General features: G+C 69.5%; 10 protein-coding genes. 7 read left to right on the top strand and 3 right to left on the bottom strand.

Annotated elements, in window-relative coordinates; translation table 11 throughout:
* Window positions 1-39: 39 nt before the first annotated feature.
* The 7 genes from AJAP_RS23230 (at window position 40) to AJAP_RS23200 (ending at window position 8,431) form a co-directional block, all read left to right on the top strand.
* Window positions 40-1,197 (top strand): NAD(P)/FAD-dependent oxidoreductase, encoded by a 1,158-nt coding sequence (locus AJAP_RS23230; protein ID WP_038515214.1) that lies wholly within the window; start codon window positions 40-42, stop codon window positions 1,195-1,197.
* The gene (locus AJAP_RS23225) at window positions 1,194-2,447 is read left to right on the top strand and encodes an ATP-grasp domain-containing protein (protein WP_037344324.1); all 1,254 of its coding nucleotides are present in this window, start codon (window positions 1,194-1,196) and stop codon (window positions 2,445-2,447) included. Before AJAP_RS23230 ends, AJAP_RS23225 begins: the two co-directional genes overlap by 4 nt.
* Window positions 2,448-2,526: 79 nt before the next feature.
* Window positions 2,527-3,348 (top strand): dimethylargininase, encoded by an 822-nt coding sequence (ddaH, locus tag AJAP_RS23220; protein WP_038515212.1) that lies wholly within the window; start codon window positions 2,527-2,529, stop codon window positions 3,346-3,348.
* A complete protein-coding gene (locus AJAP_RS23215; RefSeq protein WP_073842215.1) occupies window positions 3,349-4,758 on the top strand; it encodes a cation:proton antiporter domain-containing protein in 1,410 nt (469 codons plus the stop codon).
* On the top strand, window positions 4,755-5,765 hold the full coding sequence (locus AJAP_RS23210) for a TauD/TfdA family dioxygenase (protein WP_038515210.1): 1,011 nt from the start codon (window positions 4,755-4,757) through the stop codon (window positions 5,763-5,765). Before AJAP_RS23215 ends, AJAP_RS23210 begins: the two co-directional genes overlap by 4 nt.
* Before the next feature lie 596 nt (window positions 5,766-6,361).
* Window positions 6,362-7,435: an IS110 family RNA-guided transposase gene (locus tag AJAP_RS23205; RefSeq protein WP_038508549.1), complete on the top strand. Its 1,074-nt coding sequence runs from the start codon at window positions 6,362-6,364 to the stop codon at window positions 7,433-7,435.
* Window positions 7,436-7,576: 141 nt separating this feature from the next.
* Window positions 7,577-8,431: an SDR family oxidoreductase gene (locus AJAP_RS23200; RefSeq protein ID WP_038515208.1), complete on the top strand. Its 855-nt coding sequence runs from the start codon at window positions 7,577-7,579 to the stop codon at window positions 8,429-8,431.
* Here the strand turns inward: AJAP_RS23200 and AJAP_RS23195 are convergent.
* From AJAP_RS23195 to AJAP_RS23185, 3 genes are read right to left on the bottom strand one after another with little or no spacing between them, the layout of a single operon-like run.
* Window positions 8,394-9,419 carry a glycosyltransferase family 9 protein gene (locus AJAP_RS23195; RefSeq protein WP_038515207.1) on the bottom strand — a complete coding sequence of 342 codons (1,026 nt, stop codon included), beginning with the start codon at window positions 9,417-9,419 and terminating at the stop codon, window positions 8,394-8,396. The genes AJAP_RS23200 and AJAP_RS23195 overlap by 38 nt on opposite strands.
* Entirely contained in the window at window positions 9,416-10,903 is a 1,488-nt protein-coding gene (locus tag AJAP_RS23190; RefSeq protein ID WP_038515205.1) for an HAD-IIIA family hydrolase, read from the bottom strand. Before AJAP_RS23190 ends, AJAP_RS23195 begins: the two co-directional genes overlap by 4 nt.
* Window positions 10,904-10,937: 34 nt before the next feature.
* Window positions 10,938-13,043 (bottom strand): catalase, encoded by a 2,106-nt coding sequence (locus AJAP_RS23185; protein WP_038515202.1) that lies wholly within the window; start codon window positions 13,041-13,043, stop codon window positions 10,938-10,940.
* Window positions 13,044-13,142: the final 99 nt, after the last annotated feature.

The following is a 13,142-nucleotide window of genomic DNA, read 5'->3' as shown; positions in this document are numbered from 1 at the left end:
TCCGGGTACCTCGTGGCGCCCGAACGAACGGGGAAGACCATGCGAGTCGTGCTCGCGGGCGGCGGCGTCATCGCGCTGCTGACGGCGCTGGAATGCGTGTCGGCCGGGCACGAAGTGGCGCTCGCCGACCAGGCGGACATCCCGTTCTCCGGTGCGACTTCGTTCGACCGGCACCGCGTGCTGCGCGCGTTGCATCCCGGCGACCTCGCGGCCACGGCGGCCGCGGTCGCCGCGCATCACGCGTGGCTCGAACTGGAGCATTCGACGTCGACGTCGTTCTACGAACAGGTCGGCGCGCTCACCGCGATGACGGCGGACGGGGCGGCGGCCGCGCGGGATCTGCTGGCCACGGCGGGATCCAAGGCCGAAGTGCTCGGCGCGGACGAACTCGCCGCGGAGTTCCCGCACGCCGGGTTCGTACCGGGGACGGGCGCGGTCTTCGAATCAAACGCGGGCGTCCTGCTCGCCGATCGGGTGCTGACGGCGTGCGCCACCCGCCTGCGGTGGCACGCGAACGCGGAACTCCACCCGCACCGCAAGGTGATCGGGATCGACGCCGACCGGGCCGAAGTCCGGCTGGCCGACGGCGGCATCCTCCGCGGCGACGCCGTCCTGGTGGCGGCGGGCCCGTGGTCCCGGGAGCTGCTGGCTCCCGCGCTGTCCAGGGAACTCGTGCTGCACCGGCAGACGATGCTCTACTGCGACGTCCCGCCCGCCGACGCCGCCGCGTGGGCCGCCACCCCGGCGATCACGTCGCTCGGCTCGGCGGGGGGCGCGTGGCTCGTGCCGCCCGTCGCCGGGACGCCGTTGAAACTCAGCGCCGCGAGCGCGTGCCGGGTCGTCGACGAGGTCGGCGGTGCCACCGTGCCTTCGTGGTGGCGTGAGCACCTGATCGACACGTTCGCCGCGCTGATCCCGGGTTTCCGCCGGGATTGGCTGGTCGACACCCGGGACTGTCACTACCTGGCCCGGCGCTCCACCCTCGGCCCGATGCTCGCCGTCCTCGGCGACCGGGTCCTGTCCTACGCGGCGTGCGGCGGCTCGTCGTTCAAGTTCGCCCCGCTGATCGCCCGGTCCCTGGCCGCGCGCCTGACCGGCGCCGACCCGGTCCAGACCGGACTCGAACCGCTCGACCGGCCGCTCGTGCGAGCGGGCGGTGTCCACCCGATCCGTCCTGCCCTACGAGGTGTGTCGTGAAACTGCTCGCGCTGGAAGCCAGCCAGAACTCCTACTACTACCTGCCCCGGTACCAGCAGATCGAGGACTTCGGCGGGGTGCTGTATGTGCTCAACGGGGTCGGCACCGAGGATCTCTGGCCGTCCGAGCGCTACCGGATCGCCGGCAGCAACCACATCGACGACCTGATCCGGCACGCGAAGGCCTGGCACGCGGAAGAATCCTTCGACGGTGTGCTCACCTTCTCCGAGTCCGGCGTCGTCCTGGTCGCCGCGGTCGCCGAGGCGCTCGGCCTGCCCGGGATCGGCGTGGACGCGGCGCGGACCAGCCGGAACAAGCTGATCATGCGGCAGGCGCACGAGAAGGGCGGGGCCGCGCATCCGGACTTCCGGTTCGTCGAAGACCTCGACGCGGCCCTGCAAGCGGCCGAGGACTTCGGCTATCCGGTGATCCTCAAGCCGACCCTCGGCGCGGCCAGCAACTTCGTCTTCCGGGTCGACGACGAAGAGAAGATGCGGGAACGCTACGCGCAGGCACGCGAAGGCATCGACGGGATGACCTGGTACAACATGGAGGCCGAAGGGCTCGACCTCGGCCCGCACGGCCTGCTCGTCGAGTCCTTTCTGGACGGTCACGAACATCTCATCGAAGCCGTCGCCTGGGACGACGAGGTCTACCTCGGTTCCATTGTGGACAGAGTCACCTCGGAGGGCGAGACCTTCGACGACGACGTGCACCACGCGCCCACGTCGCTCACTGCCGAGCAGGTGGCCGAGGTGCACGCGGTGGTGGCCGCCGGCGTGCGGGCCCAGGGTCTCACCCGCGGCGCGCTGCACGCCGAAGTCCGGTTCCACCAGGGCAAGCCGTTCCTGCTGGAGATCGCCGTGCGCCCGGGCGGCGGGGGACTCGACCATATGGCACGGCTTTCCGCCGGGTACGACCCGATCCGGGGACTCATGGACGTCTCCCGCGGTGTCCGGCCGGATGTCCACCACTTCAGCCCGACCGGGCTGCACACCGCCGCGATGTGCCTGATCTGCCCCGGCGGGGTGATCGCCTCGATCGACGTCCCGCCCGCGGTGAACGAATCGGAAGCCCTGTACTACCTCAAGATCTTCGCCAAGCCGGGTGACCTGATCAAGCGCCCGCCGCTCGGCAACAACATCTTCGGCGGCATCGGCGCGCTCGGCGCGTCCTTCGACGAAGCCATGCGCAACGCGAACGACCTGGCCGGGAAGATCGAGGTCAAACTCTCCGAAACCCAGAAGTAGCAAAGGATCCTGTTCGACGAAACCGGGCCCTCACCCAGGGCCCGGTGGCGAAAGACGCCCAAAACCGCGTGGAGGAAGCGTGTCACGGACTGCCACCCAACGGCACTACCTGATGGTCAGACCGACGTATTTCGACGTCGAGTACTCGATCAATCCCTGGATGGACCCGAAGAAGCCGACGGACACCGAGCTGGCCATCGCGCAGTGGGAGTGGCTGCGTGATCTTTACGCCGATCTGGGGCATCAGGTCGAGCTGCTGGATCCTCTGCCCGGTCTGCCCGACATGGTGTTCGCGGCCAACGGTGCCACCGTGGTCGACGGGCAGGTGCTCGTCGCGCGGTTCCACCACGTGCAGCGGGCAGGGGAGTCCGACGCGTATCTCAAGTGGTTCCGCGACAACGGATACCGCTACGTGCGGCAGGCGCAGTGGGTCAACGAGGGGGAGGGCGACTACCTCGTCGCCGGGAAGGCCATCCTCGCGGGGACCGGGTTCCGGACGAATCCGGAGGCGCACAACGAATCCCGTGAGTTCTTCGGCCGCCCGGTGACCAAGCTGACGCTGATCGACCCGCGCTACTACCACCTCGACACCGCGCTCGCCGTCCTCGACGACGACACGGTCATGTACTACCCGGGGGCGTTCTCCGAAGAAAGCCGTCTGCTGCTGAAAGAGCTGTACCCCGACGCGATCCTGGCTTCCGAAGCCGACGCGTCCGTGTTCGGCCTCAACGCGGTCTCCGACGGCAAGCACGTCGTGCTCCCGCAGGCGGCCACCGAGCTCACCGCGCAGCTTCGGGAGCACGGCTTCGAACCGATCGGCGCGGACCTGTCCGAATTGCTCAAGGCGGGCGGCAGCGTCAAATGCTGCACGCTGGAACTGCGCGCCGCTCAAGGAGAATAGATGGAATCGGCTGTACAGGAGCGGAGCGGGCGTACCGCGCTGCGCCGGATCCTCGTCGGGGCCGCGTTGATCGCGGTTCCGGCGGCGGTCGTCGTGGTGGTGCTCGGCCTGGGGTCGGCCTACGCGCCCGTCGCGAGCGCCGGGGCCAAGGCCGCGGGCGGCGGGCCCGACACCTACGCGCGCCTGCTGGTCGCGCTCCCGGTGATCCTGGGCGCCTGCCACCTGGCGGGTGTCCTGGCCCGGCGGCTCGGCCAGCCCGCGGTGATCGGCGAGATCGTCGCCGGCATCCTCCTGGGACCGTCGCTGTTCGGGATCGTCTGGCCCGCCGCGTTCGGCTGGCTGTTCCCCGGCGGGGTGGTCTCGGCGATCAACATCCTGTCGCAGCTGGGTTTGATCTTCTTCATGTACCTGGTCGGTTCCGAGATCGACCTCGACGCCGTGCGGCGGCGCGGGTTCACCGCGGTGACCGTCAGCCAGGTCAGTATCGCGCTGCCGATGGTCTGCGGCATCGTGCTCGCGCTCGGCATGTACCCGGCCTTCGGCGGTGACGTCGGCTTCCTCGCCTTCGGCCTGTTCATCGCGGTCTCCATGAGCGTGACGGCGTTCCCCGTGCTGGCAAGGATCCTGACCGACCGCGGCATCGCGAAGACGCCGCTGGGCGCGCTCGCGCTGACCTGCGCCGCCGTCGACGACGTCGCCGCCTGGTGCCTGCTGGCCGTGGTGGTCGCCGTCAGCCAGGGCGGGACGCCGTCGGAGGTCTTCCTGACCGTCGGGCTCACCCTGGCGTTCGTCCTGGCGATGGTCTACGTCGTCCGGCCGCTGCTGGCCAAGGTGCTCGCGCGCGTGCCGGAATCCGCGGTGCTCGCGATCCTGCTCGGCGGGATCATGCTGTCGGCGCTGGCCACCAACGAGATCGGCATCCACGCGATCTTCGGCGCCTTCCTGTTCGGGGTGATCGCGCCGAGGAAGGATCCGGTCGTCGCCCGCGCCGCCGGGAAGCTCGGCAGCGTGACCCTGACGTTGCTGCTGCCGCTCTTCTTCGCCTACACCGGGCTGCACACCGAGTTCAGCCTGCTCGGCTCCGGCTCGCTGTGGCTCTGGACCGTGCTGATCACGGCGGTGGCGGTGTTCGGCAAGTGGGCGGGCAGCACGACGGCGGCGCGGCTGACCGGTGTCGGCTGGCGCGAATCGCTTTCGCTCGGGGCGCTGATGAACTGCCGGGGGCTGACGGAACTGGTGGTGCTCAACGTCGGCCTCCAGTTGAAGGTGATCAGCCCGGCGGTGTTCGCGATGCTCGTGATCATGACGCTGGTGTCGACGATCGCGACCGCCCCCGCGCTCACCCTCATTTCCAGGTTCAAGACGAGACCGCCGGTCCAGCGGCGGCGGAAAGTGGATAGGACACCATGACCAGCAAGGAAACCCTAGTCAGCACTTTCGCCGAGGTCGTCCTCGACGACGAGGTCCGGAACACGATCGGGAGAGACCTGCGTTCCTTCCCGAACCCCGTCGACGACATCGACCGTTCGCTGGCGATGCTCCGGGTCACGTTCTCGAAGCTGCCGATCGACCAGCTGCAGACGATCCTGGACTTCGGCAGGCACGTCGACACCCCCGGCGTCGCGCTCGTGCGCAACCTGCCGGTGGACCCGGAACTGCCGGAGACGCCGATCGACGGCGAACCCAGCAAGGACAAGAAGACGTTCGTCGCGGAGACCGTCCTTTTGGGACTGAGCCAGCTGCTCGGCGAGCCCGTCGGGTTCACCACCGAGAAGAGCGGGCGGCTCGTGCACGACGTCGTCCCGGTGTCGGCGGGTGCGCGGAGCCAGACGAACCAGAGCTCGCACGTGTTCCTGAACTTCCACAACGACATCGTGCACGACGAGGTCGGCCGCTACGATGTGTCCAATCCGGACTTCCTGGTGCTGAACTGCGTCCGCCAGGACGGCAACAAGGAAGCCGTCACCTACTACGCCGACGGCAGGGACATCTCGGCCGCGCTGGACCCGGAAGTGCTCGACGTCCTGCGCCGTCCGCTGTTCCGGCTCAACGCGCCCGGCAGCTACGTGCGTGACGTGGCCAACGGGGCGGACGTGCTCTCCGACCTGGTGCCGGTGATCTCCGGGCCGGCGGAATCGCCCGAAGTGGCGGTGTCGGCCAACGGTGTGGTGGGGGAGACCGTCGAGGCGGAGCAGGCGCTGGAGGAGCTGCAGCGGGTCTGCCGTGAGGTCGCGCATCAGGTCAAGCTCGAGCCGGGGACGGCGCTGCTGATCAACAACCGGAAGGGCCTGCACGCGCGGTCGCAGTTCTTCGCGCGGCACAACGGGCGGGATCGGTGGCTGCAGCGTACTTACATCCGGCGGAGCTTGTGGACGATTCGGTATCGGGGGGTTGCCGGGGATCGGCGGGTGCACTGAGGCTTGGGCCTCGTGGTACGTGAAGGACCCCTTCATTGCGTCTAGCGCAGTGAAGGGGGCCTTCATGTACTCGGGAAGGTGTGAAGGTCGAGTTTCCTCGGCTGAGCCGAGGGAAGGGGTCCTTCACGCGCGGCCGTTGTGACTGCTGGTGCTCATGGGGCTTGTGTGGCGCATTACAAGTCCGTGAAGGCCTCCTTGAGGGACCCAGAGTCCCTCAAGGAGGCCTTCACGGACAGTCCTGCCGCAGGTGGTTGCGAAAGCCACTTTCGCAACCTTGAACGTTGCGAAAGTGGCTTTCGCAACACCTGCGGACGAGATCGGCCGGGGAGCGTGTCGCGAAAGCCACAGTGATGATGATGTGTGTGGATGGAGTTCTGGCGGGGTCTGGCTCGGAAAGCCACTGACGCCCTGGTTGGGGTTGTCTTGCGAAAGATCTGCCGGCTCGTGCTGGGTCTCTGTTCATGCACGTGACCAGGCCGGGGATGTGACTTGATAGGAGCCTGTGCCACCAGGACACCCATCACTGTGTTGTCCATCCCGGCCCGGTACGTGCCATCCGTTCAACCCGATCGAGACACGGAATGGCAGTGACCAGGATGACCGATCAGCAGCATGCCGTCGACACGACCCTGGTGACCGGCGGGGTCGATACCCATAAGGACACCCACACCGCCGCCGCGCTGGATCACCTCGGGCGGTGTCTGGGGACCCGCACGTTCCCGGCCACCACGGCCGGATACACGGCTCTGCTGGCCTGGTTGGGCGGGTTTGGCGTGGTCACCGGGGTGGGTGTCGAGGGCACCGGTTCCTACGGCGCCGGGCTGGCCCGCCACCTGGCCGCCGAGGACGTCACGGTGGTGGAGGTCAACCAGCCCGACCGGCACACCCGCCGCCGCGCAGGGAAAACCGATGCCCAGGACGCGATCAACGCCGCCCGCGCCGTGCTGTCCGGTCAGGCCGGCACGACCCCGAAAGCAGGCACTGGCCCCGCCGCGGCGATCTCCGCACTGCGCACAGCACTCAACGGAGCGGTCAAGTCCCGCACCGCCGCGCTCAACCAGCTCGACGCCCTGATCGTCACCGCCCCCGCGGCGCTGCGCGAAACCCTCACCCCGCTCACCGGCACCACCTTGATCACCACCTGCGCCCGGCTCCGCCCCGGCACCGACCTCACCGACCCGCGCACCGCCGTCAAAACCGCGCTACGCCGCCTCGCCCGCCGCATCCAGCACCTCACCGACGAAATCACCGACACCAAAACAGAACTGGCCACCCTGACCCGGCAGGCACTGCCCGCCACCACCGCCCTGTTCGGCGTCGGCCCCGACACCGCCGCGCAACTCCTGACCACCGCCGGCGACAACCCCGACCGCATCACCACTGAAGCCCGCTTCGCGCACCTCTGCGGCGCCGCACCCATCCACGCCAGCAGCGGCCGCACCACCCGCCACCGCCTCAACCGCGGCGGCGACCGCCACGCCAACGCCGCCCTCTACCGCATCGCCATCGTCCGCATGCGCCACTGCCCCAGCACCCGCGCCTACGTCGAACGACGCACCACCGAAGGACTCCCCAAACGCCACATCATCCGCTGCCTCAAACGCTACATAGCCCGCGAAATCCACCAAGCCCTCATCGCAGACCTCGCCACCCTCACCCACACCCCTTGACATCAATAGGAGCATCTTTCGGGACATCAGACGTCCCGAAAGTGGCTTTCGCAACGCGCCCGCGGGCGCCGCAAGGGCCATGTTCAGGCGCGCGGCCATCCGGGTAACCCTCCCCGAAAGCACCCGACGGGAGGGAACCCGATGGCAGAGAAACTCCGGCCGCCGCAGCAGCAGGAACCGCCGGGCGTGACGTCGAAGATGGACCCGCCGCCTCGTGACTCCATGGAGGACTACGAGGGCCGCGAGTTGCTGGCCGGCAAGCGTGCCTTGATCACCGGCGGCGATTCCGGGATCGGCCGCGCGGTCGCCATCGCCTTCGCGAAAGAAGGCGCCGACATGGCGATCGCGTATCTCAACGAGCACGAGGACGCGAAGTACACAGAGGAACGCGTTCGCGCCGAAGGGCGTGAGTGCCTCCTTCTTCCGGGTGATCTCGCTGAAGCGGCGCAGTGCCGCGAGATCGTGGACCGGACGGTGAAGGAGCTCGGCGGGCTGGACATCCTGGTCAACAACGTCGCCACGCAATGGCCGGTCGACTCCCCCGAGGAGCTCACCGACGAGCAGTGGACGCATACCTTCGACGTGAACATCCACAGCTTCTTCCGGGTGACGAACGCCGCCTTGCCCCATCTGGGCGAGGGCTCGGTCATCATCAACACCGGCTCGGTGAACGGCTTGCGGGGCAACAAATCGCTGATCGACTATTCGGCGACCAAGGGCGCCGTGCACGCCTGGACATACGCGATGGCGCAGGCGCTGGCCGATCGCGGTGTGCGGATCAACTGTGTCGCGCCCGGTCCGGTGTGGACACCGCTGATCCCGTCGACGTTCCCGCCGGAGAAGGTGGAGAAGTTCGGCCTCCAGGTCCCGTTCGAGCGCGCCGCTCATCCGGACGACCTCGCGCCGTCATACGTCTTCCTGGCGTCCAACCGGCTGTCGTCGTACTACAGCGGTGAGGTCATCGCCGCGCTGGGCGGCGAGACCACGCCCGGCTGAGGCGCGCCACGGCGTCGGCGACGGCTTCGGGCGCGACGCGGTCCAGGCACGGGTGGCCGGGCACGGGGCAGACCCGGGCCCGGCTGTCCCGGCACGCCGCGTGCTGGTCGCCGAGCACTTCGGACGGCACCCCGTACGGCGCCCAGCGCGACGACGGCACCACAGGGGCGAACAACGAGACCACCGAGGTGCCGACGGCGGCCGCGAGGTGGGCGGGGCCGGTGTTGGGTGCCACCACCACGTCGGCCGCGGCCAGTACGGACGCCAGTTCGGGCAGGTCCGTACGGCCGCCCAGATCGAGCGCGTCCCCGGCGACCTGGCTGGTCAGTGCGCTTTCCGACGGCGAGCCGGTCACGACGACACGGCGTCCGGCGGCCTGCAGTGCCCGCACGATCGCGGCCGAGCGGTCGGCAGATGGTTGCCTCGCCGGGACCGACGCGGCGGGGTGGACGACCACGTAGTCCTCGTCGCCGACCAGCCTCTCCACCGGCGGCAGTGGCCCGCGGATCGCGAGCCCGCCGTCGTCGCCGGGCGGCAACGAGAAGCCCGCCGCCTTGGCCAGGGAAAGCATCCGCACCGGTTCCGGCGGGTCACCGGGCACCCGGTACCGCAGATCCAGCAGCGATCCGGGGTAGTCCTCGCTGATCGCGCCGATCCAGGGCACGCCCGCCATCCTCAGCAGCAGGGCCAGCGGGAGCGGGGACTGGTGGAACGACGTCAGCACGAGCGCCGCGTCGAAGGAGTATTCGCGCAGACGCCGGACCAGCGCTTCGGTCTCGTCCCGGGCGACCGGCGGCGGCTCGGGGTCGATCCACGGCGCGCACCAGGTGACGACCTCGTCCACGCCGGGCAACAGTTCGCCCGCGGCGCGGCCACGGGGGCCGGCCAGCAGGACCACCCGTTCGGCACCCGCCGCGACCGCGCGGACACACGGACCGGCCAGCAGGACGTCGCCGAGGTTGTCCATCCTCGCGACCAGGACGTTCATCGGGAACCCGCGACGGCCAGGTGGACGGCTTCGGCGAGGTCGCGCGCGACGGTCGCCCGGCGGCGGGCACGCTCGATCTCCTCCGGCTGGGTCCGGGCGGTCGGGATGAGGATTCCGCGCGCCCCGGCCGCGAGGGCTGCGTCGACGTCGGCTCCCGTGTCGCCGATGACCACGCAGCGCCGGACGTCCACGCCGAGTGCCTCCGCGGCCTGCCGCACCAGCCCGGGCGCGGGTTTCCGGCAGGCGCAGCCGTCGCCGTCGTCGTGCACGCAGACCTGCCAGGTGCCGAACGGGCCGAGCATCTCTTCGACGCGGGCGTTCACCGCGGCCAGCCGGTCCGGGGTGATCAGGCCTTTGGCCACCCCGGACTGATTGCTGACCACGCCGATCCTGATCCCCGCCGCGCGCACAGCGCGCAGGAGGTCTCCGGCGCCGGGAACGGGGCGGACACCGTCGGGGTCGTCGAGGTAGGGCACGTCGACGATGAGGGTGTCGTCGCGGTCGAACAGCAGAGCCTGCGGCCTCCGCGACAGCCGATGTTTCAGCTCCCCGCGCAGCCGGTGATAGCAGGCCGCGGGCGGGATGAGCACGCTGGTCAGGAGCATGCGCCCGACCTCGCCGGGCGTGAGCGGCCCCGGGGCGATCCGGCGCGCCGCGAACTCGGCGGTCAGCCCCGCCCACAGCCCGGCCGCCGCGGCGGCGGCCTTGCGGCGGCCCAGCGCGAACAACGCCACGGCGCCGGCCGCGCTCACGGTGGCCACCGCGTGCCGTTCGAGCCGCCCGTGTCCGGCGTCGGTCTGCTGCCGCCAGAGGACACCGTGCTCGTGCCGCATGAGCGCGTCGTCGGCGTTGCCCCGCTGGGCGCGCAGGCTGGCCAGGGGACCCGATCGTTTGGGCGGATGGACGGTGACGCGTTCGCCGCGCGCGATGAGATGACCGGCCTTGGCGACCTTCAGGGCCAGATCCGAGTCTTCCCGGTAGGCGCGGGGAAAGCGCTCGTCGAAGCCGCCGACCTCGGCGAGCACGGACCGGCGGTAGGCCATGTCGGCGGTGATCCACCGGGCCGTCTCCAGCCCGGCCGTCCCGCGTTCGTCGTCGGTCGGGCGGCGGTCCGGCGGCAGCGGTACGACGAGGCGGGCCTGCGACGCCGCCGTCTCCGGGCCGAGGGAGAGCAGGTCCTCGACGAGTTTCCGCGGCCAGTCCGAGCCGATCAGCACGTCGTCGTCGAGGAAGGCGATCCATTCGGACTTCGCGTGCCGCCAGCCGGCGTTGCGGGCCGCGGCCGGACCGCGCCCGCCGGAGCGGACGACTTCGACGTCCACGGTGGACGAGGGAAGCCGCAGGTCGTCGCCGCCGGGACGGTCGTCGGCGACGACGATCCGCGCCGGCCGTGGCTCTCCGGCGGCTTCGATCCCGGCCAGGAGCGTGCGGAGGTTCTCCCGGCCGGTCGTCGGGATCACGATCGTGTAGTCGAGGTCGGTCACCCTCTTCCGGTACCCGGGAGCCACGGCGGCAAACTCACGCGGGGATCGCGTCGGTCTTCCGCAGCCACGAGCGATGTTCGCCGAGTTGCGCGGTGAACGAGGCGAAGAAGCCGTCGGGGAGGGTCGCCTCGGCCGCCGTGGTGGTCACCACGCCCTGGTCGATCAGGGTTTCGGCGTCGTCGGCCAGTTTCGAGGTCACCCCGGCCCGGCGCAGCAGGTCCAGACCCGAGCCGAAGGCGGCCACCGGTTTGCCGTGTTTGTAGGCCTCGGCGACGAAATGCACCGCGTAGCCGTCGCGTTCGAGGACGTTGATCGCGCTCGGGCCGCACGGGACGACGACGGCGTCGTAAAGCACCGAAGCCATGGTGTTGAGCTGCCTGTCCGGCCGCAGCGGATCCCCTTCACCACCCGGACGGAGTTCGGCCTCGGTCGGCGCGAGGACCTCGACGATCGCGCCCTCGGCGGTCAGCGCCTCGACCAGGCGGCCGACGCCGATCGTGTCGACGCCGTCGGCCGCGAGCACCGCGACCTTCCGGCTGGTCGGCGCCACGGAAGGCTGGTTCAGCTGGGAAAGCGCGGGGGACGTGCGGTCGTGGTGCGGCGTGGCGGGAGCGGCGGGCACGCTCACCCCGATCCCCTCGGCGACTTCGGCGGCCAGATCGTGGTCGACGTTGTTGAGCTCGGCGACCGTCCGCGCCCGGACCTCCCGGTCCTCGACCTTGCCGAGCTCGAATCGGAACGCCGCGACGATGTGCTCGCGTTCGATCGGCGACATGCTGTTCCAGAACAGCGTCGCCTGGCTGTAGAAGTCCTTGAAACTCTCGCTGCGGTCCCGGATCTTGTTGCCCGCGACGGCTTCGGTGTAGTGCCGGAAGACGCCGGAATCGGCGATCGCCGGGCAGCCGCCGCCACGCGAGTTCGGGAAATAGCTCGTCCGTCCCTTGTGGACGTTCTGCTGGCCGTATCCGTCACGCTGGTTGGTGTGCACCGGCGCGATCGGCCGGTTCACCGGGAGCTGCGAGAAGTTGGGGCCGCCGAGCCGGATCAGCTGAGTGTCGAGGTACGAGAAGTTCCGGGCCTGCAGCAGCGGATCGTTCGTGAAGTCGATACCCGGGACGATGTTCGCGGTGTGGAAGGCGATCTGCTCGGTCTCGGCGAAGAAGTCGTCGGGGTTGCGGTCCAGGACCATCCGCCCGACCGGGCGCACGGGCACCTGCTCCTCGGGGATGATCTTCGTGGCGTCCAGCAGGTCGAAGTCGAAGTCGTGCTCGGAGTCCTCGTCCACCAGTTGCACGCCCAGTTCCCATTCCGGGTACTGGCCGGACTCGATGGCGTCCCACAGGTCGCGCCGGTTGAAGTCGGGATCCTTGCCCGCGATCTTCTGGCATTCGTCCCACACCAGGGAATGCGTGCCGAGGGCGGGTTTCCAGTGGAACTTCACGAAAGTGCCCTTGCCCTCGGCGTTGACGAGCCGGAAGGTATGCACGCCGAACCCCTGCATCATCCGGTAGCTGCGCGGCAGGGCGCGATCGGACATCAGCCAGAGCACCATGTGCAGGCTCTCCGGCTGGAGCGAGACGAAGTCCCAGAAGGTGTCGTGCGCCGACTGGGCCTGCGGGATCTCGTTGTGCGGTTCGGGTTTCACCGCGTGCACGAAATCGGGGAACTTGATGCCGTCCTGGATGAAGAACACCGGCATGTTGTTGCCCACGAGATCGTAGTTGCCTTGGCGGGTGTAGAACTTCGTCGCGAAGCCGCGGACGTCGCGCACGGTGTCGGCCGAGCCTCGGGAACCGGCGACGGTGGAGAACCGCACGAACACGGGGATCTTCTCGCCGCTGGTGAGGAATTCGGCGACCGTGTAGTCGGCCAGCGCGTCGTCATAGGCCTCGAAAAAGCCGTAGGCGCCCGCGCCGCGCGCGTGTACGACCCGTTCGGGGATGCGCTCGTGGTCGAAATGGGTGATCTTCTCGCGGGCGTGGAAGTCTTCGAGCAGTGTCGGCCCCCGGCTGCCCGCGGTCAACGAGTCGTCCGTGTGGTCGACCCGGACTCCCTGCTGTGTCGTCAGCACGGATCCTTCAGGATCCACCCGGCTTCCGTCCAGCTGCTCGTTCTTCGCGTCCTCTCGATGCTGTGCCACAGGTCTCGCCCCTTCGCGGTGGTGGGTTCCCTCGCGGCTACCCCGGCACCGTTTCGGCAAAACGACAGCGGGTAACCGGCGCGCAGAAAACGTCGAGGA

The organism is Amycolatopsis japonica (genome assembly GCF_000732925.1).
Lineage (GTDB): Bacteria > Actinomycetota > Actinomycetes > Mycobacteriales > Pseudonocardiaceae > Amycolatopsis > Amycolatopsis japonica.
Note: the sequence above shows the minus strand (reverse complement) of the source record. Positions and strands in the feature narration are given on the sequence as shown.

Coding starts and splice junctions, on each gene's coding strand:
- AJAP_RS23230 (WP_038515214.1), top strand. CDS start 40: ATGCGAGTCGTGCTCGCGGGCGGCGGCGTCATCGCGCTGCTGACGGCG.
- AJAP_RS23215 (WP_073842215.1), top strand. CDS start 3,349: ATGGAATCGGCTGTACAGGAGCGGAGCGGGCGTACCGCGCTGCGCCGG.
- AJAP_RS23210 (WP_038515210.1), top strand. CDS start 4,755: ATGACCAGCAAGGAAACCCTAGTCAGCACTTTCGCCGAGGTCGTCCTC.
- AJAP_RS23205 (WP_038508549.1), top strand. CDS start 6,362: ATGACCGATCAGCAGCATGCCGTCGACACGACCCTGGTGACCGGCGGG.
- AJAP_RS23200 (WP_038515208.1), top strand. CDS start 7,577: ATGGCAGAGAAACTCCGGCCGCCGCAGCAGCAGGAACCGCCGGGCGTG.
- AJAP_RS23195 (WP_038515207.1), bottom strand. CDS start 9,419: ATGAACGTCCTGGTCGCGAGGATGGACAACCTCGGCGACGTCCTGCTG.